The organism is Leptospira hartskeerlii (assembly GCF_002811475.1).
Lineage (GTDB): Bacteria > Spirochaetota > Leptospiria > Leptospirales > Leptospiraceae > Leptospira_B > Leptospira_B hartskeerlii.
Map to the genome: position 1 here is coordinate 328,217 of NZ_NPDL01000002.1, position 22,878 is coordinate 351,094.

Here is a 22,878-nt window from a genome sequence, read left to right on the forward strand (position 1 = left end):
AAATTTCTAAACCTTGTTTTGTTTGTAACCTTTGCTGATTTGTATTCGTCAAGCTTTGATTTTCGCTGGACAGAAATTCTTTCCGAGGCCAGCATAGAAGCGCTGAACATTTTATGAATTCATTCTCTAAATATTCCATTACATTTTTTGTATCTGTTCTTTCAATACTCGCATCCTGTTCCGGAGTGGAAAAGAAAAATCCGGAAGTTCAGTTGCCTTCTTCCGGAGAGCAAAGATCCGAAATGCCTGTACTCGTCCAATTCGAAGATGATTTGGAATACGATGTAAAGACTTTGATGGCGACATTTGCTACAGGAGTTGAAGGTAAGGATAGAAGATTAGATAGAGAATACGCTAAATTTCCAATCTTAGTTGGGACCGGTGCCAGATCCAAAGAATTGGAATTAGAAGGCACAGTCACGAGAAGAGTTTCCTGGAGCAAATCCGAAAGAAAGGAAGTGCTTATCTCCATCGAGGGAAACAAACTCACTCATAACTGCGGCTTGGGGATCACTGATAAAACCGGACCATTCTCCGACTCTGGCAAAAAGCCGTTCAGATCCGTTCGGTTGTTTTTCCAAAGCACTGGAGTTAGAGATACTCCTCGCACTGGATTTGCTTGGGTTATAGGGCTTGGGACTTATTTGCTCTATCCTTTGATCTATACCGGATTCGTGGTCGAAAAGTTGGATTGTGGATTGGTTATAGAAGGTTAGATCATAATTTTGCTTTTCTAATTCGTCTAATAGGAAGAATATAACAGAAAGGAAGAAGAATATGCCTTACATGGCTGTCGGATCTCGACAAATTTTATATTCCGATTCTTCGGCTCCTGCCTTGGTAGGAGACGAGCCCAGAGAGGTAGCTTCCGTTTCGGACAACGCCGTAGTGCAACCACAAACAGTGGTGGTTCCTCCAGGTGGATTGCCTCCTCATTTGGGACAGTTCCTAGATTCTACAGTTTAAGGACATAGATGTACAGACTTCTTTTTTCCGTTTTACTCCAATCCTTGGTAGTAGTATTCGTTTTTCCTCTGATCGATTCGGGTTTTCGTGTCAGCAATAATGTTTGGGACGTAATAGTAATCGTTCTATTCTTCGGCTTTTTAAATTTCCTTTTAAGATGGTTTCTGGTGCTGGTCACTTTCGGTGTTGGATATCTGGTCTATCTTTTGACCTTGGGCATTGCAGGCCTTGTAGTAAATGCGATCGTTCTATCCTGGGTCGCAAATATATTTCCGGATAAAATATTCGTTCCCGGTTTTTGGGCAGCTTTCTGGGGAGGAGCCATTCTGACCTTGGCAAACTATGTAGCCAAAAGAGAAAGTAAGGAAGAATATTCCGGATCGGAACGTAAAAAGAAAAAATCCTATTAACAATTTTACGAATGATTCGAGAGATCCAAGCAATATTTAAGAACGACCCCGCAGCCAGGGGATTGGAATTTATACTCTACCCTGGATTGCATTCCATTCTATTGCATAAGTATATTGCATATCCTTTATATAAGATAAGATTAAAGTTCTTGGCCAGATTTGTTTCTCAGTTCAATCGTTTTCTAACGGGAATCGAGATCCATCCGGGCGCAAAGATCGGCAGCGGGCTATTCATTGATCACGGAATGGGGATCGTAATAGGCGGGACCGCGGAGATAGGAGACGATTGTATTCTGTTTCATGGAGTCACCTTGGGCGGAACCGGAAACCACCAAGGAAAACGTCATCCTACTATAGGAAATAATGTGCTTATCGGAGCTAGAGCTACGGTTTTAGGCCCTGTCCATGTAGGCAATAATGTTAAGATAGGCGCAGAAGCTGTAATCATCGATCATGATATTCCGAATGATTGCACCGTGGTGGGTGCTCCCGGAAAGATCGTAAGATTAAAAGGGAAGAAGGTTAAGATCTCCCTTAAAAAAACAAACCTAGCTTAGATTTGAAAGCATCTCCTCTTCTAATTCATTAAAATATTTGGGATCTTGGGTCATCACATAAAATTGTGAATTTCCTTGAAATAGTTTTAAGAATAGTTCCGCCTTCTTTCTGGAATCGAAATTTGATGGAAGGATAGAAGTTTTCTTATTCTTTTCAAAATAATTTTCCAAACAAGAGATCCAAGATCCTAGTATACTAGAACTTCTCTCCGCAAGATCCAGTTCCGGTTTATCTAAACTTCCCATAAATCGAGCGAGAGGGCATCCGAAATATTTTCCGGACTTGACCTGTTTTTTTAAAAGAGCCATCCATCTATGTACAAACTCTTCTGGAGTTTCCGATTTTTCCATGAGTCTTTCCCAACCTAGTTGAAAATCCCTGCCTTGACGCTCTAAGTATTCTTTTCCCAGGTCTTCTTTGGTTTGGAAATATCTGTAAAAGCTTGCCTTATGTGATTCAGATTCATCGATGACCTGGTTGATAGAGGTTCCGGCGTATCCTTGTGAATACATCAGGCGAACAGCAGTCGATGCTATTCTTTCGAAGGGACCCAGTTCCGGTTTTCGTTTGCTCATCCGACTAAAATAAAATGATAGACTAATCGGTCTATTCTATTTCTATAGGGACGATTGCGGATAGACTAATTGGTCTATTGGAGGAAAACCATGCAACAATTGCTATTTTCTAAAAGAAATAGGGTAGAATGGGAAGAAGTCCCGGATCCTAAACTTTCCGGGCCGAACCAAGCATTGGTCCGTCCCCTGGCAGTTGCCAGATGCGATTTGGATCTTCCCATTTTAAGAGGACAAACATTATTCCGTCCTCCCTTTCCATTAGGCCATGAATTTGTGGGAGAAATACTCGAAACAAGCGAAGAGCTATTATCTCTCTTTCCAAAGGGAACTCGTGTTGCAGTTCCATTCCAAATTTCCTGCGGACATTGTTCGAATTGTGAAAGTGGTCTTACTAAAAGTTGCAGCACTGTTCCCCATACAAGTGCTTATGGAATGGGAAAAGGTGCGAAAGAATTTGGCGGAGCGATATCAGATTCGGTTTTGGTCCCTTATGCAAAAGAAATGCTGATCCCATTTTCTAATAAAACCGATCCTGCCGCGATCGCAAGTATCAGCGATAATATTGTAGAAGCATGGAAGTTAGTAGGGATACATCTCAAACAAAATAAGAATAGATCCGTGTTAGTGCTCGGAGGTTTTGCTTCCAGTATCGGATTGTATACAGCTGCTCTTGCAAAACATATGGGTGCTGCGGATCTTATATACGTAGACACAGATAAAAAACGTCTGGAAATCGCCGAATCTTATGGAGTGAAAGTGGAGCAGGTGACTTCTTTCCCTAAAAGTTTTGGCAAGTTTGATATTGTGGCAGATGCAAACGGAACTGCAGAAGGTTGGGATTGTGGTCTTAGATCTCTCGGAATAGAAGGAGAATTTGGATCCGCTTCTATTTTTTGGACCAATAGTATTCCGATCCCTTATTTAGAATTATATAATAATGGAGCCACAATTCGTTTGGGAAGGGTGAGATCCAGAGAATGGATCCCTGAAATTTTGAGATTAGTAGAAGAAGAAGGTTTCGATCCTTCTAAGGTCACCACACGTAAGGCGTCTTGGTCCGAAGCTGCGGATGCTTTCTTGGAAGAGGAGACTAAGTTGATCGTTGTCAGATAACGTACATTGGCATTAAAGGACGAGGAAACTCGTCCTTATTTTTTAAAAAACGGTAGACAATCTTTATTTCCTTCTGTCTTCTTTTTAGCCAACCTCCTCCATGAAAAAGACGGCTATTTTAATTCTAATAGTTTCTATCTGTTTTTCGAATTGCGCTTCTTTTCGCAAAGAGAATCGGATACTCACTACTTACTTGGATGAAAAAGTGGATCCCCAATCTGCTCCTGCAAAAATTGCGTTAGCTCCCGTTTTTATTCCAGTAGGATTAACTTCTTTGGTCCTGGATGTTTTTATAATCCATCCTATTACAGTAATACCGGACGCGATAGAAGATACATATAAAGTAGTGTGGAAGGATCCTTCCGGAGGGGTAGTTTTCCAAGCGGTTGTATTTTTGCCTAAAGTTGCGATCAGTCCCTTAGTCTTTTTAGTATCCTTTCTGGGCAGAAGCGGTTTCGATATATGAGAGCCTCTTGGTTTCCTAAGGTACTTGCAATTTTTTTAATATTCATTCTCGGATTTTCCAATTGTGCGGTATTTAATCGCAATAATACGCCGTTAGTCGTAAAGGTAGAAGAAAATTTAGTCCCGGAGGATACAGGCAAAAAAATTATAGCTGCCCCCATCTTTATTCCACTCGGACTGGTTGCCGGCGTTCTGGATCTTTTTATAGTCCATCCTATCATCAGAATTCCAGATGCTTTCAATGATACTATTTCTCTTTTATGGACTCCGAGAGGAAATGGGTATGTCACGAATATGGGGTTTTTACCAATATCAATCGTATTAACTCCTATTGTATTTACTTTGGATTTGCTTGCTCGGAGTTCTTTCGATATCAACGGTAACGTGGATCGGTCCAGGATCGAATCGAACCCAGTTCCTAAAAAGACTGTTTACGAGGCTTTAGAATCCGGAGACAGAGCTACCATTCTGGCATTATTAAAGATCCCGGTCCATAATTGGCCTCCTGAATTGAGTCAGAAGGTAATCGAAAAATTTCGCACGGATCCAGAGATCGTTTATCTGTCTTTGATCCGTATGGCAGATAGCATATCTGTAAAGGATGGATTAAAATATGATTCTTATCTAATTACCTTTTTGAATAGAGACCTAGAAGTGGATCGGGCTCTTGGCAGATATTTCGTGAGATCTGGTTCTTTATCGGGAACTTCTGCTATAGTTTCTATTTTAGCTTCCGAAAAAGTTTCCAAAGAAACGGAAGATGTTTATATTAGTACTCTTTTACACTCAGGTAAAGCAGATCCGGTTGTGGACCTGGTGAATTTATATTTAAAGACCACTGATAAGAAGAAAAAGATCATTTATGAATTTGAAACTAAGATCCGTTACGGCTACACTAGTTATGCCAAAGAAAAAGAATATGAATCTGGGTTTATTCGCTTATTGAATAAGGACCCAGGGCTGGATGAGGTCTTACTGAATTATTATGTTAGGATCAAGTCGTCTGTAGGCAGCGAGGCGATGACCAAATTATTGGTCTCAGGACAACTTCCTAAAGTTAGTTTAAAAAAATATATCAGTACAATTTTAGAAATAGGTAAAGAAAAAGACATACAGATCATTTTAGAAAAGTTTCCTACTAGTGGGAAATAATCTAAAAATACTATTTCGGATCAAAAAATCCCTATCGATCTGAAATAATCCCCTAAAAGTCCATCCACTTCATCAAAGGAAGAATATCCTTTGGTTAAGATCCCTCTGTCCAAACCATCAGAAAACACCAAACAAGGAAATCCAGTTACGCCTAATATATATCCATAATTGAAATCATTTCTAGTTTCTAAGAGAGTCTCTTCTCGATAATACAATTCTTTGAATTCATCCAAAGGGAGAGAAAGTTCGGAAGCAATCTCCGCGTATGTTTCGAAATTATTTGGATCTTTTCCTTTAGAATGAAAACTTTCCAGCAACTTATCTAAAAAGGCAAAAGATAAACTAGGATTGATCCTTTGTGCTGTGATTACCGCTCTTGAGCCCGGTTCGGAATCGTATTTTATATTTCGATTTTGGAGTATATCATGGTGGAAATTTCTTTTGGAGATCCGTTCCACTTCCTTCCATAAGTATTTCAGTTTTTCGGTAACATCTTCATTGAAGTCTTCTACATCGGGTCCGTATTTTAATCCGCCGAGTACTAACGTGAATTCTATCTTGTCGGAGTATTTTTCCCTGATCTTTTCGAAAACAGGGGAAAAACCGTAACACCAGGCACAAACCGGATCGGCTACATATAGGATGGAGTGTTTGGTATCCGGGCGTTTGAATTCTAGGCTCACAGATTCCAGAGATAATTCTTCTTTTATCTTTTCCAACTAAAAAAGGCGGGAACATGTCCCGCCTTCTTTTCCTTTTCAATTAGGAGGATTCTTTTTAGATTTCGTTCGGGTGTTTTACGTAGTAGAGCGATAGCCATACTACCCCGAAAAGTACCCCCGCGTAAGCTAGGATCGCAGTTGCGATGTCAATCATAGGAAGAACTGCTGCTATAGGTGTAACTTTAGTCGCAGTAATCTTCGTAGCTTCACCAAGAATTAGGAAGAGACCTCCCAATCCGATTAGGTGATAACGATTCATCGCATCCTTGGATACTCGGGCAAACCGGGCAAACACAGGGACAGCCAAAAGCGCCAATGCGAAGATGGTCACTGTATCCATGTTCATACCTCCTTAAGGTACTAGGTTAGACCGATGAGGAGGTTCACACATTTCACTATAGTTAAAAAATTATTTTAAAAAAATATCATGTAATATAACAAGCGATTGATAACAAGTTTGGAGTTATAGTTCTTAAGGGTTAAATCATATTTTCATTCTGTTTATCACGGAAGTGATAGATTCAAGTAACGCGCATTACTTTATGTTTAGAATATTATAATTATTTAATAAATAGAGCATTTTTGTTTGAGCGCGGGGAGCCATGCGAAGGGGATAGTTAGAGTCAGCGGACCTTCTTCTTTTCATCGAATCGTAATCTAAAGGTAAAATTTTTTTTGGACCTGAAAACGGCGTTAAGTATGTTCGTAATTCAGTGGACGTATTATCGTACTATCTGGAAACCTACGAGGCCTGTAGAAAGGCATTCTTATCCTATAAAAAACAGTTAAAATCAAAATTTGCTCGTTTCAACTATGAATGTCTGGAGATCCCAAAAGACGGGGGAGAGCTGGATATTTATTGTTTGGGAGAAAAGAAAAAGCCTGCAAAACGTCTAGTCATTATGAGCTCGGGAATTCACGGAGTGGAAGGATTTGCCGGTTCTGCATTCCAGCGTAGATGGATTGAGGAATTTCTACTAGATGAAAAAGGTACTTATAAACTTCCTAAGAATTCTGATTTTCTCATTTTACATGGGATCAATGCACATGGCTTCAAAAATTTTCTAAGAGTAAATGAAAGGAATGTGGATTTAAACCGTAACTTTGCTTTAAAAAGGGAAAAGTTACACAAGAAGTTCAAAAATAAAAAGTATAGAAAGATCCAAAGTTTCTTAAATCCAGGCTCCGAGTTCGGTAATTTTCTATTCGAGTATATATTCTTCGTTATTCGATTTTTAGGAGTGGTCATCCGCTTTGGAGCCAAATATGTTTTGGATGCTGCAGTAAACGGCCAATATGAATTTCCAAAAGGTATCTATTACGGCGGCAGAAAGCCTGAGCCTGTTGTCCGAGTTCTAAGAAAATATTTCAAAAAAGTCTTAAAACCATATGATCGTATTTTGATCCTGGACTTCCATACAGGTTATGGAGAGAAGAATGGACTTAGCCTAATGCATAATGCGGAAAGTGGTTCTAAGACGGATAAAAATCTTAATAAGGTTTTCGGAGATTTTGGCCTTCTTTTAAACGAAGGAGAAGAGGACTTCTATCGGACCTCCGGCGATTTTACGGATTTCTTCGGTAAAATTCTAACAAAGGAAAAGGATCTATTCCCGATCACTGTCGAATTAGGAACTTTCGGGAACCTGAATGTGATGGGTGCTATCCGTGGAAGTTTTTTAATGATCAGTGAGAATCGTATCCGATTCCACGGTTCGAAATCCGAGATAGAAGCGGATAAGGTAAGAGAAGAATTTAAGCAAATGTTCTATCCGAACCGAGAAGATTGGAGATTAGCCGCAATGGATCATGTTTTCGGAATTGTTCCGGAAGCGATTACTAGATTTTCTAAGTTATAAATATAGTATCGATTTGTAGATCTCGAGCGGTAACCTTAAACTCTGTCTACGATCAAGAGAGTAACATCGTCTTCGAAATCCGATCTATGGCAATAGGTCCTACATTCTTTGATCAAACTTTCCGCTGCTTCTGCAGAATGGGATTGAGAGTGATTGCGAACTGCTAGAGTAAGCAAGTCTTCACTATACCTTCTGGTCCTATCCGAGTTGGAATGTTCGGTGAGTCCATCAGTGTATAATACCAATCTGTCTTGAGGTTGGAAAGCGGTTACATATTCTTCGAAGAATAGATCCGGGATCACTCCGACTAGTTTTCCTTTTGTTTCTAAATGTAAGGAACTTCCTTCCGATCTTCTGTATAGGATCGGAGGATTATGGCCTGCATTAGTGTAGGACATTGTATTTGTGCCGGTATGGATGATCGCATAAAAAGCGGTTAGGAAATTTCCGGCTAATTTATTATACAATGCATAGTTGAGCGCTGTAAAAAATTTGGATGGGCTTCCTAATGTTTCCGCATCGAATGTGCTTACAACAGTATGGATTACTGTGGCCACGACCGAAGCAGAAAGTCCGTGGCCGGAAACGTCAGCGATCAAAACAGCACTGCGGTTCTCATCTAACTTTAGAATATTATAAAAATCTCCACCTACGTTGTCATACGGAATATGTTGCACTCCGAATTCCAAGCCGCCCACGTAAGGAAGACTAGAAGGAAGTATCTTATGCATTACTTCCCTGGCACGTTTAAGTTCTCTATCCGTATCTAGGACTTTATGGAATAGATTTGCGTTTTTGATCGTAACACTGAGTCTATTTGCGATCGCACCTAACATTTCTAAATCTGCATGTGTGAATGCAAATCCGGAATACTTATTGTTTACGCTGATAACTCCTAATAATTCTCCCCGGAAAAGTAATGGAGCAGAGATGAGCGAGTTTGCTTCAAATTTATATTTAGCACTTTTATCGTATCTTGGATCTTCCTCTAGGTTCTGGATGAGTAGACTTTGTTTTTCTTTGGCAACCCAGCCTGAAATTCCTTCTCCGTAGGGGACTTGTATATTATGGATGGCCTCTTCCGGGATTCCTCTTGCGGCTAGGACCCGTAACACTTCCAATGTTGGGTCCGCTAAGTAGATTGTTCCTGCTTTCGCTTCTAAGAATTCGAGTACTTTGTCTAGAAGCCAATTTCCTAATTCGCTGATACTCTTTTCTGCGACTGTTAATTTTTCGAATTCGTAAAGTAGTCGCAGCTCCAACACTCTCTTCTTTAGAGTTTCATGGGCTTGTGCGTTTTTGATTGCGATTGCAGCCATTTCGGAAAGTGAATTAAGCACTTCGAGATCCGAACTTTCAAAACTTCTGTTTTGAGATTTATTTAGGATCTCTAAGGTTCCGATTACCTTATCCGCGATGTATAAAGGAACACATGCGAGTGACCTGGTTCTGAATCCAGTTTTTTGGTCCAAGGCAGGATTGAATCTCGGATCCGTATAAGCATCCTCAAGTATGATTGCTTTCTTTTCTTTGGCCACCCAGCCCGCGATCCCTTGTCCGGGTTCCAGCCTTGCGTATTTTTGGATGATCTCTCCTTTTTCGCCCAAGGCAACTTCACAGTATAAAAATCCGTCCTTCTCTTCTAAGAGAAATAGGGAACTTGCTTCCGCTTCCAACAGATCTTTGGAATACAGCATGATCAAAGGTAGAAGTTGGTAAAGGTCTAGATTGGCGTTTAGGATCGTACTCGTATTCAGTAGGCTTTTGTATTTTCTGGCTTCCGAGTCAATAGTGGACATAGATGGGGCAAGACTCTCATGGATCGGCGAGTAAGTCAACGGATTGTCGTTTTCTGCCGGAACAAAATGTGAGAAAGACGTTTTTTAGAGGAACTCCCACCCTTTTTTTCGGTCGGATATATGAGTCTGGGTATGGAGTTGGATTTGCAAAGGTTAGTGATTTTTCTCAGTGTTTTTACCGTAATTCTTTTGATGGGTTATTCTTATGCGACCAGCCGTTTGATCGCACCTTTCGAACTAGAAACTTTTCAAAAGGTTTCTCTCTGGATTGGGGTGGTTTTTCTGGTCCTTCTTACCCCTAGCGCTTACCTTTTAAGTTTATTTTTTAGAGAAAGCCGCTGGCAGAAGTTCTGGGCTTACTCCGCTTTTACTACTTTGGGATTTGCGACTATCCTTGTTTCCTTCGTCGTCTTCAAGGACCTGGGAAACTTGGTTTGGAAAGGCGTTATTTTTCTTTCGGACCTTCTTCAAGCAAAAAGTATTTCTGTCGCATCAGCCGAAACGGAGGCATTATTAGGGTCGGAAAGATTCGGAAGAGGGGATTTTTTAGCTAGGATCTCTTCTTTTACACTTTTGGGAATAGCAGGAGGCTTAACAGCTTTCGGATTTTACCAGGCTAAAAAAACTCCCACTGTCAAACATGTAAGGATCAAGGTGAAAGATCTGCCTGACGGTTTGAACGGTTTTAAGATTGCGCAACTTTCCGATATTCATATCGGACCTACCATCAAAGGAAACTTTTTAGAAGGTGTAGTTTCTAAGACAAATTCTTTGGAACCGGATCTCGTTGCCATCACTGGAGATTTGGTGGATGGAACGGTGAATATGTTAAAACATCATGTTTCTCCCCTGAAGGATCTGGAATCCAAGTACGGTACATTCTTCGTAACTGGAAACCATGAGTATTATTCAGGAGTCATTGCTTGGATCAGAGAATTAGAAGATCTCGGGATTAATGTATTATTAAATCAGAATAAACTAATAGATCATAATGGTGCAAAAATTGCCGTTGCCGGTGTGACAGACTATAAGGCACATACGGTAATCCCTGGTCATAGAACAGATCCTAAACAGGCTTCTCTCGGAATTGAAGATGCTCATTATAAGGTCTTACTCGCTCACCAACCTAATTCGATTTTCGAAGCTGCTAAGGCGGGTTACGATCTTCAACTCTCCGGTCATACTCACGGTGGTCAGTATTTTCCTGGAAACTTGTTCATCCATCTATTCCAAAAGTTTGTGGCAGGCCTTAGTAAATGGGAAGATACTCAACTTTATGTGAGTAGAGGGACAGGATACTGGGGACCTCCATTGAGAATAGGAGCTCCTTCCGAGATCACTCTGCTTGTTTTGGAAAAACAGTCTTAGAACTTTATTGACATTCTGATCTTCCCGGGCTCTCTGTAGGGAATCCGGGATCCAGAATGATCAAAAAAATTTGCAGTTCGATTGCCTTATCCGTATTCTTATTTTCCAGCTACTTCTTCTTTTCCGATTGTTCCAAACCGAAACCAAAGTCCAACCCAGAGATCGAAAGATTAAAACCCAAAAAGAAAGCGGATGATAGGGACCAGGATTCTGATGTTTCTTCAAGAGAATATTTCGACGAGGATGCTGACGGCAAACCTATCGAAAGAAAACCGGAGCCAGCTCCTGCAGTAAGTTTAAGATCTTTTGCAAGCGGTTCTTCCGGATGTAAAAAAGGAAATTGTAAGAACGGAGAAGGTGTCTATGTTTACGATACAAAAGACGTTTACTCTGGCAGATTTTCAGGAGAGATGAGAGAAGGTTGGGGGACCTTAGCATATTCAGACGGAGACAGATACGAAGGTAACTGGTCTGAAGATAGAAAATCGGGTGCGGGACGTTATGTGTTTCGAGATGGTTCTGTTTTTACCGGATCCTTTACTGCAGAAGGCAACGGGAACGGAAAGTATACAAAAGCAGGCAGAACTGCCCGATGCAGATTAGAGAATAGAAAGTTATTCTGTAAATAATCCTTTCGGATGAGTTTAAACAAATATTAATAAACGATTGTTCGATTATATTAGAACTCTTTTTTGCAAGAGATCTTGCATTTCAAAAAAAGAGAGTTAGAATGTTCCATCGCAGGACGGAGGTCCGTATGGAAAGATGGCATGATTGGTTAGAGACTCATCGGGATTGGTGGATCGATATGGTCCGCGTATATTTGGGCGGGGTTCTGGTGTATAAGGGATTAGCATTTCTTGCGGATACGGATGCGCTCATCCGACTCATGGAATTGAATAATGCTCCTTATGCTTCTACATTACTAGCTCATTATATAGTAATTGCTCATATTTGTGGTGGTGTGCTGCTGATGGTAGGACTTCTTACTAGATTTTCCGCGATTTTACAATTGCCTGTACTAGTCGGGGCCGTTTTGTTCATCCATGCAAGAGAAGGTTTTGTGTCCGCAGGATCAAATCTGCCTTATGCATCTATGATCCTACTTTTACTTTTACACTTTTCTTTGTACGGATCCGGCCGTATCTCGGCGGATTTTTATATAGAAACACATAAGAGTGTTTAAAGAAAACTTCGTTAACTCTTTCTAATATTCCGAAAGAGTTAACGATTGTTCTATATTTAGACCGGTTCTGATACCTTGTTCAATAGACCTATCCAATCGGTTCTTTCCGGTTGTCCCGGTTTTCTTTTCCCGAAAAACTGAACGATCAATTCTCCCTCAGCATCATATACTTCCATAGAATGGATTGCTCCGTCTTTGGAAGGTTTATCCACTATAAAAACCTTAGAGATCAGATCAGATCTTAAGTGAAGATTGAATTCCGGATCCAGAACATTCCACCAATATTCTAAAACCTTAATGTTGGTGACTTCTCCCGTATGAATTTGGATAGATCCGGGGTTTCCTACAAAAACCATGATCGGAGTCCTGTCCAAGGAAGCCATTTCCAACATTCTCAGTACTGCTTTGGGTTCTACGAACTTAGTGAATTTTCCGTTTGCGATCTCCATGGATTGGATCCTGGAGACGCCATGTTTTTTTAATAGAGGGAAAAACTCGTGAGTGTCTTCTAATTTTCCCCAGTCGTTTAAGAATTCTTCTTTGGTTTCGGAGCTAATCTCTTTTTTTTCTGATGTCGCAGTTTCTTTTTTGTTCTCGGAAGAGAATAAAGGGGAGAAGTCCGGAGATCCGTTTTTGAATTCTGATCTTAATTTTTCCCAAGCAGATATGTTTGATCTGTCCGTAAGAAAAAGTTTGAACATCGCTTCTCCATTTTCACTGAAAAATTGGAATGATCTTTGCGTGGAATCCTGTTTAGGTTCTTCTACAGCAAATCCGAATTTCCAAACTCCAGGAAAAAGTCTGAGATCAATATCTGCTCCGACTACTAGGATATGACCGGGACCGGAACTTACTTTTTCGAATATTCCTTTTCTTTCATGTACGCAAGCTTCGTTACGAGTGAGGACCATTACATGGCCCAATTCTCCGAATTTTGCGAATAATTCTCCCCAATTAGCTTGTAGGGAAGAAACTTGAGGGAATCCTTCCGTCTTGGAAATTTCGGAGGCGGCCAGTAGTCCACCTTCCGAAGTTTTCAGTTTGGAGGCGATCTCTCTCATTCTAAGGCGAGGTTGTGTTTCTTTGATCTGCTTCCAATCTTTGACGATATTCTCGATTTCTAACGATTCAGCGATGGACATTTTCTTTGGCTCCTTTAGCATCTAATGTATTTGGTAAGGTGTTGATTGTGTTTGGTTCTGCGGGACCGAGTGGGATGAGGTAATGTCCTCCTTCCGGGAAAGGGACTTTTTGGGTTCTTAATAAGAAATGTTCTAAGACAAAGTCCTCATCCAGAATGTTCTCAGGAACTCCATCCGCTAGTATTTTACCTTCTTTTAATACTGCGATCCGATCCGCATATCTCAGGGCAAGGTTCAGGTCGTGAAGAATGCAGAGGACTCCTCTTCCTTCTTTACTAAGTTGTTTCGCTTTTTCTAATAAAGAGTGTATTCTGTTCGGATCTAAAGAGGCTCCCGGTTCGTCCAGAAGAACATAACTTTCTCTTTGCGTGGGTTCCTTGTCTTGAACTAAGACTCTTGCCATCTGGGTTCTTTGTTTTTCTCCCCCAGAAAGTTTATTATATGTTTGGAATCTTTCTCTTTTACCTAGATGCACCGCACGAAATGCATCTTCAGTGATTTGATCCTCTAACGGTTTAGGAACTCTTAATTTAGAGCAGGACCTTCCCATTCGAACGATCTCATCCGCGATAAATGGAAAATGGATCTCTGATTCTTGGGAGAGAACACTTCTTCGCATCGCCAAATCTTCCGAATCATATTCGGACAAAGGGATCCCATCCAATAGCACCAATCCTTTGTCTGGAGACATTTCTCCTGAGAATAATTTCAATAATGTGGATTTTCCTGCTCCGTTCGGACCGAGCACGATCAAGAGCTCTCCGGGATACAAGCTTAAGTTGACCCCCGATAATAAGAACCTTCCTCCTCTGGATAAGGAAATATCTGATAGTACTAGGCTCATCTAAATTCTCCTTCTCTACGTTTCGCTTGTAAGATCAAAAATAAGAAGAATGGACCACCTATTCCGGCGGCAATAATACCGATCGGGAGTTCGGAAGGGAATGCGATAGTTCGTGCAGTTAAGTCTGCGATTGCAAGAAGAAGTGCTCCTCCGAATAAAGAAGCAGGTAATAACGTTCTATGCCCTGGCCCTAAAACCATTCTTAAAATATGAGGAACGATTAAACCTACGAATGCTATATTTCCACAGATTGAAATACTTACGCCTACTAACAGACTTGCTAGAACGATTGTAAGATTTCGGATCCTTCTCACCTTAAAACCTATATGAAAAGCTTCCGCTTCTCCCAATGCTAATGCATCCAAACCTCTCGCTAATACGGGAAAGAAAAGGACAACGATCAGAAGAACCAAACCTAATAGATAAATTTTATGCCAGCTCGCGACTGCCATGCTTCCCAAACTCCAGAAGGTTAGGTTCCTAAGTTGAGTATCATCCGCTAGATAAGATAAAAATCCTAAGAGAGAAACTACAGTTGCATTTACTGCAATTCCGGCGAGTACCAAAACTAAAGAGAATCCTCCTCCTTCTCTTTTGGAAACTACATGCAAGAAGAAGGAAACTGAAAGTGCTCCGGCAAAGGCGCATAACTGTAGTAGAAAACTTTCTTTTCCTCTCAGTTCAGCAGGGAAGAATGTTAGGATTTTTTCGGAGAATACGATCCAAGTGGAAGCAGCTAATGCGGCTCCAGGGCTTACTCCAATAAATCCTGGTTCAACTAACGGATTTCGGAATAATCCCTGTATACAAACTCCCGCAGAAGCAAGACTGGCACCGACTAACATGGACAACACGAGCCTAGGCATTCTCAAATTCCAGACTAAAATGGAATGTGGGACCTCCAACTCGGATAAGGAATCTTGTCCTAAAACCAATACTTTCAGGATCTCTCCGATAGAAAGTTGGATAGATCCGAATTTCAGGGAAAGTATACTTATTCCGAAAAGTCCAACAGCTAACGCCGCATATACGATTATAGGCGGGATTTTTTTCTTCTTCTCTTCCCCTTTACTTTCTAATTTAGGCGAAGAAGTTTCCAGAGAGGATACGATCATTTTTTATCAGTTGTTTTAGGATGGAATGATTCGAATAATTCTTCGATACCTTGACCAAGTCTTGGGCCAAAACCTAAAAGAACTAGATCGTCTATCGCAACTACTCTGGATTTTTTTCCGGCTGGAGTATCCTTTACACCTGGAAGCGCAAATACTCCGTCTTTTCCACCAAGGCTCTCTAAACCTCTGCTTGGAATTAGGATGATGTCGGGTTGTGCTGCGATGACTGCTTCCGGAGTGATCGGTTTAAAACCTGTGAATCCGCTCACTGCATTGATTCCTCCGCCGAGTCGGATCATTTCGTCTGCAGGTGTTTCTGTTCCAGAAACTTGTGCGAGGCCGGTTCCTCTATGATATACGAATAAAACCTTTGGTTTGGATTTTAATTTAGAAACCTTCTCCGCAATTTTGGAATGTTTTTTGCGAATATCTTGTACGAGCTTTTGGGCTTCTTTTTCGGCTCCGATCTCTTTTCCAATCGCAAGAATATTATTTAATGCAGGCTCTACTCCGGGAAGGCCAGGATAGATAATCACTTTTAAACCTGCGGATTTAAGTTGTTCAATTACTTCAGGAGGGCCTGCGTACTCTAATCCAAGGATTAAATTAGGCTTTAAAGATAGAATACCTTCTGCAGAAAGCATTCTTTGATAACCTACTTTAGGAAGTGCTAATGCTTCCGGAGGATAGAGGGAGGAGGTATCGTTTCCTACTACTAGTTTACCTTTTCCTAATGCAAAAACGATCTCCGATACGGTTCCGTTTAATGTTACGATCTTAAGATCCTTTGCTTCCGCAAAAATTGATGCAGGTAAACAAAGGAACAAAGCCAAGGTTATGAGTTTTTTCATATTGGTTCTCCCATTTTAATTGTTTTTACCGAACCCCCGGTACAGGTGAAGAAGAAGGTATCGGAGCCGAAGAATAATCTGCAGGAGCCGAGCCCGCACTGAACCGTCCATCTATCCCCACATAATAGAATCTAGGTTTTTGCGGATTATAAGTCAGATCGAAAGTATCTAGAAGGTTATCCACACCTGCGAATATTTCAAATGTTCCTAATATTTTTTGAGAAACTCTGATATTCAAATTGGTATGAGCGTTCACCATTCTTACGCCGTAAGTAGGTCCAGTAGTACAGTAAGATAAGTTTCTTTCCGTGCAATATTCTTGGATCCCTCCGGGAATATTTCCGAATAATGCATTGATCGTATTCGTTGCTTGCGTAGTAAGCTGAGCACTAAGCGTAGATAATTCCGTAGGCAACTGAGGATCACACCAGAGAGGATTTTTTTGACAGTAATAAGGTTGTTTTCCAAAGATCACTGCAAACAATGAGAAGCTGAATCCGCTAGGTTGGTGATCTATACGTATATTCGCATTCCATCTATGATAACCTCTTCCTTCTAGAGGAAGATTGGTCAGTTCATCCCTGGTATCCGTATACGTATAACCGCCGCCCAAGGAGACATTCTGATGAACTCTAAGGGTTACGGAGGATTCGAATCCTTTTGTAAGAGCCTTTTGGTAATTGGATGTATTAAAGATCTGTAATCCGGATGCGTCCCTTGTAGGATTAGTCCTAAATCCGATCAAGTTATCGATATTATTATAGAAGAAGTTAAAGCTGAACCAGAACACTTTGTTCGGTTCCCATTCTCCTCCCAAGTTATAACTGCGAGAAAGTTCAGGCTTTAGATCCGGATTCCCCGCTACTCTATAACCCACACCTGGATTTATGAAATTATAATATAGATCCTGGAAGCTGGGAGCTCTGTATCCTAAACCGTTGGCAGCTCTAATGCGGAATTTATCAGTTACATCGTAACGAATCGCTAATTTAGGAAGGATTTGTCCTCCGTAAATGGAGTCGTGGTCGGAGCGTATCCCGGGTACTATTTGGATCCTTGGAGCATTGGATATTCTCCATTCGTCCTGCACATAAAATGCATTTCTTTGTCTTTGAGCGTATCCATTCTGGGTTTGGTACGTATCCGTTCCAAGGATATCGCTCGCGCAGATATATGGAAAATTTCTTTTACAGTCCGGAGCTATCCTTGCAGAGGAAAATTGGTCTATTAAAGTTTCTGCACCATAGGAGATGACATGTCCGTCTGCGATTCTATGGTCTAAACGGGTTCTAACTTCTGTGACAGCGTTGTCCAGCTTCTCCCTTTTATCTTGAGCGTCCGACTTTCTTTGGTCGTATGTATAAGTATCAAAAAATCTGGCATAGTTAGTGTTTACGTTTAGGTTTAATGTTTTAGTAATTTCCCAATCTGCATTGACCGCGCCCATGAAGTCATGAGTTTTGTTGCTTCTATCGTATACTCCTCTTGGAGGGACCGCATCTACTGCGTTTTGATTCAGATATCTATAATAGAATTGGAAACCTATTTTAAAGGTTTCTGATATATCAAAAGTGGTTTTGTTGGAAACGTTTATATCTTCAAATGCACTACCTGAAGTAGATTCTAAAGGACCCTCATAAGGAAGTTTTTTGCGATAAATATAAAGTTTTGTCCAGAGAGGAGTGTCTACCGGAAATGGAGAATAACTAGGAGAGAGACTTTCTATTCTTCCATTTTTAGGTCCCAGGGTAGCATCCGGAGTTAGGTCGTAACCATCTCCTCTATGCCAACCGGCGGTAAAGTTAGTTGAGACGATCCCTTTACGGACTCCTACCGATGCATAGTTACGGAATTCTGTTCCGGTCCCGTAGTAGGTGGGATTTCCTCCACCCATAAAAGTCCTGAAGTTTGCGGAGTAAGGATCTTTTTGTTCCTTAGTGATGATGTTGATTACACCTGCAATCGCATCCGAACCGTAAAGAGCGGATGACGCACCTTTTACGATCTCGATTCTTTCTATATCTTCCGCTTTAAATCTGGTTAAGTCAATGGAACCACTGAAACGTCCTGTAGTTCTTTGTCCGTCCACTAAAATCAAAACGTTTTGACCCGCGAGACCTTGTAAACGAACTGTGGACCCTCTTTCTCCAGCTTGTGCGGGCCGAACTTCGATACCTGGAACGTTACCAAGAGTTTGGGAGATATCTCTTGCTCCCATGGCATCTATATCTTTTCTCGTGATCACCTCGGTAGTGATTGTGGAATCTTTTAAAAAGCCCTTTCTACGAGTACCGGTAACAGTGATAATGGAACCTCTATCGTTATTTCCAGCTTCCGGATTTACTTTAGGCTTATCAGAATCTTCTTTTATTTCTTCCGTCTTTTTTTCAGGCAGGACTTCTCCTTGGGAGAAGATAGGAACTCCTAGAAAACATAAACTTGAGAATAAGATCAGATAAAGAGTTCTATGTATGGTCTTCCCCATCAAGGAAGTACCTTCCATTTAAATGTAGGAAATCCGCTAGTGCTTGCGTTGTCATAATAATCCGTCATCTCCAACCCGAAGGAGGAAGTTCCGTCAGATCCTTGGATCAAATAACCTCTTGATTTCGGAGTAAGAATATGAGTGGTTCCATTATAATCGTACCAATCCCAAAGAGCCGGGCTTGCGTTTTCAGTTGCAGTTCCGAATCCGCCTCCTCCGGTTTGGGACATGAGCTCGTCTACTTCAGGGGTACAATCTCCTCCTGTCACGCTTGCTAAATTTGTATCACCCGCATTAAAACAAGAGCCTGCATTTCCCGAGCCGCTTGTTCCGCTATTCGTGCCGATTACGAATCTTTTAAATTTTAGATCCCAAGTTCCGGACTTAGTAGTTTCTACTCCGCCTGCCTTTAGATCTAAATAAACCCAGCAACCGCTTGCAGTTGCATTAACAATAGTCGTGAGGGTTCCGGAACCTGTTGTGGTTGTGTCTCCGGGGGCCTTAATACATCCACTACCGCCATCTTCCAATGCGGCTAAAATCGCAAGACCATCGTCTCCTCCGGTGCTAGGCCCGCAGAAAATGGTTAAAGTTGCTATGAGAATAATGAAAATTGAATATAATGTTTTCATTATTTAATCCCCCTTCTTCAAAAATTAATAATAACAGTAGGCGGCCGGAGTCCGACCGCCTGAAATCCTTAAAGCGCAGTAGTGCTATAGGTTACTACCTTAGTCGCAGTCACTCCGGAAGCAGAGCTACCGGTCTTGTAATATGTACTTGTGCTGCCTGTGGAACCGATCCCGGCGCCGCTTGGCCAATCTGCTTTATTGATGATCGCGTTGGATTCTGTAAGAGTGCATCTTTTCTTACAGTTAGCACCTTTGTAACCGCTTCCCCAGACTGTAAGTTTAGGAGTTGTGTCTGCGCTGATATCCAAACAAACATCGCTAGCAGTAGTAGTGAAGGAAGAGAACAAGCTAGTCCCGGTTCCTCCGAGAGCTGCAGTTGCAGTTCCATCATCCGTTCCATAAGCTGTGGTCGCGGAATAACCCGCGTAAACCATCGGCCCGCCTTGGTAGATATTCACTACGAGTCTTCCGTCACCTGCAGTAGTAGTAGGCGTGGAAGAAGTTCCTGATAGAGAATCTGTGTATCCGGTAGCCAAGTAGATGGTGCCGTGTCCGCTTATAGCTTGGATCAGAGCTCCTTCTAACCTGATATGTCTTGCCGCACCTGCAGTTGGGATGGAGATCAATTGGAAAGTATTGATCCCTGCAGTAATTGCGGTTTCTGCAATCTCATCATCTGTCACTGCAGCATCTACGCAGGCACTGTTTAATGCCCCGAGTACTAGTGCAGAGTTCGACTCTTTCGAGCCTTGGTCGCAATTCATTAAGAAAGATATTCCTAGAATCATCGTCAATAGCGCCTTGGTTGTGTTCCGTTTCATGTTTTCTCCTGTTGAGACTCAATTCTCATTAGTAGGAGTCATGTTTCTATATTTAGATATTGAAATGAGTCTAAAACTCAAAATTGGAACTTCTCGAAATCTGTCAATCAAGAATGAGAACAATTCTCAGAAGCAATACGGAAAAGTCCACCAAAGAATTCTCGAAAAGTCGGGCATGAAGATGGTTTTGGGAAAAGTAATTGATAGGTCTTCCTCCTTGGGTTAAAACTATTGGGCCGAAATCCGAACCTTTCGGTGACGGGCAGTTTCATAAATAGGAGGGTACAGTATGAAGAAAAAATGGGTGGTGGTTGCAAACCGAAGCGAGGCAAAAATTTTCGAATACCAAGGGCCGACTAACGGTTTGAAGCTGGTGCAAACAATGGAGAACCCCGAAGGCCGACTCAGAAATTCGGATCTAGTTACCGGAGCAGGTCAGGCTTCTAGATCGGATTTTGATTTTTTTCACGAACCGAAAAAGAGAGTGGCTGCGGCCTTTGCAGGTAAACTTAGCGATTTTATGAATTTGGAAAGGAAGAAGGATTCCTTCTCCAATTTTATTTTGGTTTCAGAGCCTGGCTTTATGGGAATGATCCTAGGCAAACTGGACGAAAAGTCTAGAGAAAGGATCTACCATAAGATGCCTAAAGATATCGTGCATGAAAGAGAGTCCAATTTGATGAACCATCTTAAGAGTGTTCTTGTAAGCGAAGCTTGAGATACTTTCGAATCGATGTTATTAAGGCCGCCTTCATGGCGGCTTTTTTATTGACGCGGCCGAATCCTAAACGATTCTACCTCAGAAAAAATTGGAGAGAGTCATGGCTGCCACAAAAGAAAAATATATTCTTTCTATTGATAGTGGAGGAAGTGGGATCCGAGCTATCTTGTTCGATAAGAAGGGCAGAATAGTTTCTCGCCAGTACGAAAAAACTCCTCCTATTGTAAGCGAGCCTGGCGCTCTAGAGCACGACCCCGAAAAACTTTGGCAGGCACTTGTTTCCATTCTTAAGAAAACTTTTAAGAACAAAAAGTTCCAGGCTGCAAACGTGGATTCACTTGGGATCTGCAACCAAAGAGGATCGTTTCTTCTTTGGGATAAATCTACGGGCAAACCTTTAACTAAGCTGATTAGTTGGGCCGACGTAAGAGCAGGACAAACTTCTGCCGAGATGAATGCAAATAAGATCTGGAAAGTGATCCAATTCGTATCCAGGATCTTAGGAACATTTACCGGCAATCCAATGTTGATCGCTACATATATGCTCAAGTTCACAACGGATCATGCTTCCGTTCGTTTGAAATGGGTATTCGACAAAAATCCTGAACTTAGAAAAAGAGCGAAGAAGGGTGAGATACTTTTCGGTACATTAGACACTTGGTTCGTGTACAAACTCACAAAAGGAAAGGAACATATCAGCGATCCTTCTAACGCTACAGTGACCGGGATGTTCAATCCTTTTCAATTACAATGGAATGCTCCTCTTTGCGGGATCTTCGGTATTCCAACGAAAATTTTTCCGAATGTAAAAGATACTGCTGCTGATTTCGGAACTACGGATACTTCTCTATTCGGTGCTGGAATTCCGATTAGAGCAGTGGTGGGAGATCAGATGGCGGCGCTATTCGGACACGCATGTTTCGAAAAAGGTGGAGTTAAAATTTCCCAAGGTTCCGGCGCATTCGTGGATATGAATATGGGGGATAAACCTAAAATTTCTAAAAGAGGTTTGTTCCCGCTAGTCGCTTGGAGACTTAACGGAAAAGCAACTTATATGTTAGAAGGTTATACGGGTACGGTGGGAACCCTGATCGATTGGCTTGGAAAAGGGATCGGCCTTTCAGATACTCCTAAAGTTTTGAATGAACTTGCTTCTCAAACAAACGATACTGAAGGAGTGGTCTTCGTTCCTACCGCTTCCGGAATGAGGTATCCTCATTTTAATCCGAATGCGAAGGCTTCCGTATTCGGACTTTCTCTAGCAACTCATAGAAGACATGTTGCAAGAGCAGTTTTAGAGGGAATCGCATTATCTTTATTTGATATATTAGAAGGGATCAAGAAGGACACCAATGTTCTAGTGCGTTCTATTATGGTGGACGGAGGGGTTTCTCAATCGGATATACTTCTACAATGTCTTGCGGATTTTTGTAATGTAGAGGTAAAACGTGCACCTGAGCCTGATATGACCGCTACCGGTGCCGCTTATCTTGCGGGACTTGGATCCGGTTATTGGAAAAATTTAGGAGAATTGAGTAAACTTGAAAGAGGTTATAAAGTATTTAAACCTAAGATGGATCCAAAGTTCAGGGAATTAAAATTGGAACGGTGGCATAGAGCAGTTCAATCCACTCTGAAGATAGATTAAATTACTCTTGGATACGAATGGAGCTAACTACTGTGGTCAATTGTTCAGCCAATTCTTCTGTAGGCTCCTCGTCTCCATTATAAGTGATTAAGATCATTCTTTTTTTAGCGGAGACAAGATAGACCATCCAATGCCTTCCATCTTCTTTTAAGAATTCGCAGGCGATGATCTTGGAGCCTTCGTTATTTTCAAAGAAAGCAGCCATTTCTCTTACGTATTCTATTTTATGGGTCGCAAGATATCTTTCTAATTCTTGTTCAGGTTCGAAGCTGCCTTCTTTATTTTCGAAAGCATAAACTTGCATGGCACCTGTACCATTCTCCTCAAAAAAAGCGGGAATGCCTTCGATCACAATATTCTGCCAATGGCCTGGGATTACCATACTATACCAGCCGGAGGGAGAACGATAAAGTCTGTAATCTAACTTTTTATCCATTGGAGAAACT

The 22,878-nt window shown here is 41.4% G+C and carries 25 protein-coding genes; 13 read left to right on the forward strand and 12 right to left on the reverse strand.

Annotated features, from left to right (window positions below):
• The first annotated feature begins 113 nt into the window (after positions 1-113).
• From CH352_RS04505 to epsC, 4 genes are all read left to right on the forward strand, one after another.
• Entirely contained in the window at positions 114-716 is a 603-nt protein-coding gene (locus CH352_RS04505; protein ID WP_100705472.1) for a hypothetical protein, read from the forward strand.
• A gap of 61 nt (positions 717-777) precedes the next feature.
• On the forward strand, positions 778-966 hold the full coding sequence (locus tag CH352_RS04510) for a hypothetical protein (RefSeq protein ID WP_100705471.1): 189 nt from the start codon (positions 778-780) through the stop codon (positions 964-966).
• Positions 967-974: 8 nt separating this feature from the next.
• Positions 975-1,376, forward strand: coding sequence for a phage holin family protein (locus tag CH352_RS04515; protein ID WP_100705470.1), 402 nt, complete (start codon positions 975-977; stop codon positions 1,374-1,376).
• Positions 1,377-1,387: 11 nt separating this feature from the next.
• The gene (epsC, locus tag CH352_RS04520; RefSeq protein WP_100705469.1) at positions 1,388-1,933 is read left to right on the forward strand and encodes a serine O-acetyltransferase EpsC; all 546 of its coding nucleotides are present in this window, start codon (positions 1,388-1,390) and stop codon (positions 1,931-1,933) included.
• Here the strand turns inward: epsC and CH352_RS04525 are convergent.
• Positions 1,925-2,509, reverse strand: a complete 585-nt coding sequence (locus tag CH352_RS04525; RefSeq protein ID WP_100705468.1) for a TetR/AcrR family transcriptional regulator — start codon at positions 2,507-2,509, stop codon at positions 1,925-1,927. The genes epsC and CH352_RS04525 overlap by 9 nt on opposite strands.
• Positions 2,510-2,599: 90 nt before the next feature.
• Here CH352_RS04525 and CH352_RS04530 point away from each other — a divergent pair, with 90 nt between their 5' ends.
• The 3 genes from CH352_RS04530 to CH352_RS04540 all read left to right on the forward strand — a co-directional run bounded on the left by CH352_RS04530 (position 2,600) and on the right by CH352_RS04540 (position 5,239).
• Positions 2,600-3,622 (forward strand): zinc-dependent alcohol dehydrogenase, encoded by a 1,023-nt coding sequence (locus CH352_RS04530; RefSeq protein ID WP_100705467.1) that lies wholly within the window; start codon positions 2,600-2,602, stop codon positions 3,620-3,622.
• A gap of 100 nt (positions 3,623-3,722) precedes the next feature.
• Positions 3,723-4,088, forward strand: a complete 366-nt coding sequence (locus CH352_RS04535; RefSeq protein WP_100705466.1) for a hypothetical protein — start codon at positions 3,723-3,725, stop codon at positions 4,086-4,088.
• Entirely contained in the window at positions 4,085-5,239 is a 1,155-nt protein-coding gene (locus CH352_RS04540) for a hypothetical protein (RefSeq protein ID WP_100705465.1), read from the forward strand. Before CH352_RS04535 ends, CH352_RS04540 begins: the two co-directional genes overlap by 4 nt.
• Before the next feature lie 20 nt (positions 5,240-5,259).
• On the opposite strand, the gene CH352_RS04545 is transcribed toward CH352_RS04540, so the two are convergent.
• Both CH352_RS04545 and CH352_RS04550 read right to left on the reverse strand, forming a co-directional pair.
• Positions 5,260-5,958, reverse strand: coding sequence for a DsbA family protein (locus CH352_RS04545; RefSeq protein WP_100705464.1), 699 nt, complete (start codon positions 5,956-5,958; stop codon positions 5,260-5,262).
• Between the two features lie 58 nt (positions 5,959-6,016).
• Positions 6,017-6,301, reverse strand: a complete 285-nt coding sequence (locus tag CH352_RS04550; RefSeq protein WP_086448304.1) for an LIC10816 family protein — start codon at positions 6,299-6,301, stop codon at positions 6,017-6,019.
• 373 nt (positions 6,302-6,674) lie between these two features.
• Between CH352_RS04550 and CH352_RS04555 the strand changes: the two genes are divergently transcribed.
• Positions 6,675-7,820, forward strand: coding sequence for a M14 family metallopeptidase (locus CH352_RS04555; protein WP_100705463.1), 1,146 nt, complete (start codon positions 6,675-6,677; stop codon positions 7,818-7,820).
• Between the two features lie 35 nt (positions 7,821-7,855).
• On the opposite strand, the gene CH352_RS04560 is transcribed toward CH352_RS04555, so the two are convergent.
• Entirely contained in the window at positions 7,856-9,619 is a 1,764-nt protein-coding gene (locus CH352_RS04560; RefSeq protein WP_100705462.1) for a GAF domain-containing SpoIIE family protein phosphatase, read from the reverse strand.
• 132 nt (positions 9,620-9,751) lie between these two features.
• Here CH352_RS04560 and CH352_RS04565 point away from each other — a divergent pair, with 132 nt between their 5' ends.
• From CH352_RS04565 to CH352_RS04575, 3 genes are all read left to right on the forward strand, one after another.
• On the forward strand, positions 9,752-10,987 hold the full coding sequence (locus CH352_RS04565) for a metallophosphoesterase (RefSeq protein ID WP_100705461.1): 1,236 nt from the start codon (positions 9,752-9,754) through the stop codon (positions 10,985-10,987).
• A 56-nt stretch (positions 10,988-11,043) separates the two neighbouring features.
• Positions 11,044-11,616, forward strand: a complete 573-nt coding sequence (locus CH352_RS04570; protein ID WP_100705460.1) for an MORN repeat-containing protein — start codon at positions 11,044-11,046, stop codon at positions 11,614-11,616.
• A gap of 128 nt (positions 11,617-11,744) precedes the next feature.
• Positions 11,745-12,173 carry a DoxX family protein gene (locus tag CH352_RS04575; RefSeq protein ID WP_008595326.1) on the forward strand — a complete coding sequence of 143 codons (429 nt, stop codon included), beginning with the start codon at positions 11,745-11,747 and terminating at the stop codon, positions 12,171-12,173.
• Between the two features lie 56 nt (positions 12,174-12,229).
• Here CH352_RS04575 and CH352_RS04580 read toward each other — a convergent pair whose 3' ends face one another.
• The 7 genes from CH352_RS04580 to CH352_RS04610 form a co-directional block, all read right to left on the reverse strand.
• A complete protein-coding gene (locus CH352_RS04580; protein ID WP_100705459.1) occupies positions 12,230-13,315 on the reverse strand; it encodes a hemin-degrading factor in 1,086 nt (361 codons plus the stop codon).
• Positions 13,302-14,159 carry an ATP-binding cassette domain-containing protein gene (locus CH352_RS04585; RefSeq protein WP_100705458.1) on the reverse strand — a complete coding sequence of 286 codons (858 nt, stop codon included), beginning with the start codon at positions 14,157-14,159 and terminating at the stop codon, positions 13,302-13,304. The genes CH352_RS04580 and CH352_RS04585 overlap by 14 nt, the downstream gene beginning before the upstream one ends.
• Positions 14,156-15,274, reverse strand: a complete 1,119-nt coding sequence (locus CH352_RS04590; RefSeq protein WP_100705457.1) for a FecCD family ABC transporter permease — start codon at positions 15,272-15,274, stop codon at positions 14,156-14,158. The genes CH352_RS04585 and CH352_RS04590 overlap by 4 nt, the downstream gene beginning before the upstream one ends.
• The gene (locus tag CH352_RS04595) at positions 15,271-16,125 is read right to left on the reverse strand and encodes a heme/hemin ABC transporter substrate-binding protein (protein ID WP_100705456.1); all 855 of its coding nucleotides are present in this window, start codon (positions 16,123-16,125) and stop codon (positions 15,271-15,273) included. Before CH352_RS04595 ends, CH352_RS04590 begins: the two co-directional genes overlap by 4 nt.
• A gap of 25 nt (positions 16,126-16,150) precedes the next feature.
• A complete protein-coding gene (locus tag CH352_RS04600; RefSeq protein WP_423789681.1) occupies positions 16,151-18,628 on the reverse strand; it encodes a TonB-dependent receptor plug domain-containing protein in 2,478 nt (825 codons plus the stop codon).
• Positions 18,610-19,242 (reverse strand): HmuY family protein, encoded by a 633-nt coding sequence (locus tag CH352_RS04605; RefSeq protein ID WP_100705455.1) that lies wholly within the window; start codon positions 19,240-19,242, stop codon positions 18,610-18,612. The genes CH352_RS04600 and CH352_RS04605 overlap by 19 nt, the downstream gene beginning before the upstream one ends.
• 68 nt (positions 19,243-19,310) lie before the next feature.
• A complete protein-coding gene (locus CH352_RS04610; RefSeq protein ID WP_243396221.1) occupies positions 19,311-20,063 on the reverse strand; it encodes a hypothetical protein in 753 nt (250 codons plus the stop codon).
• Between the two features lie 289 nt (positions 20,064-20,352).
• Here CH352_RS04610 and CH352_RS04620 point away from each other — a divergent pair, with 289 nt between their 5' ends.
• Together CH352_RS04620 and CH352_RS04625 are read left to right on the forward strand one after the other, a co-directional pair.
• Positions 20,353-20,781 carry a host attachment protein gene (locus tag CH352_RS04620; protein ID WP_008594114.1) on the forward strand — a complete coding sequence of 143 codons (429 nt, stop codon included), beginning with the start codon at positions 20,353-20,355 and terminating at the stop codon, positions 20,779-20,781.
• A gap of 103 nt (positions 20,782-20,884) precedes the next feature.
• Entirely contained in the window at positions 20,885-22,432 is a 1,548-nt protein-coding gene (locus tag CH352_RS04625) for a glycerol kinase 5 (protein ID WP_100705453.1), read from the forward strand.
• 1 nt (position 22,433) lies between these two features.
• Here CH352_RS04625 and CH352_RS04630 read toward each other — a convergent pair whose 3' ends face one another.
• On the reverse strand, positions 22,434-22,868 hold the full coding sequence (locus CH352_RS04630) for a hypothetical protein (RefSeq protein WP_100705452.1): 435 nt from the start codon (positions 22,866-22,868) through the stop codon (positions 22,434-22,436).
• Positions 22,869-22,878: the final 10 nt, after the last annotated feature.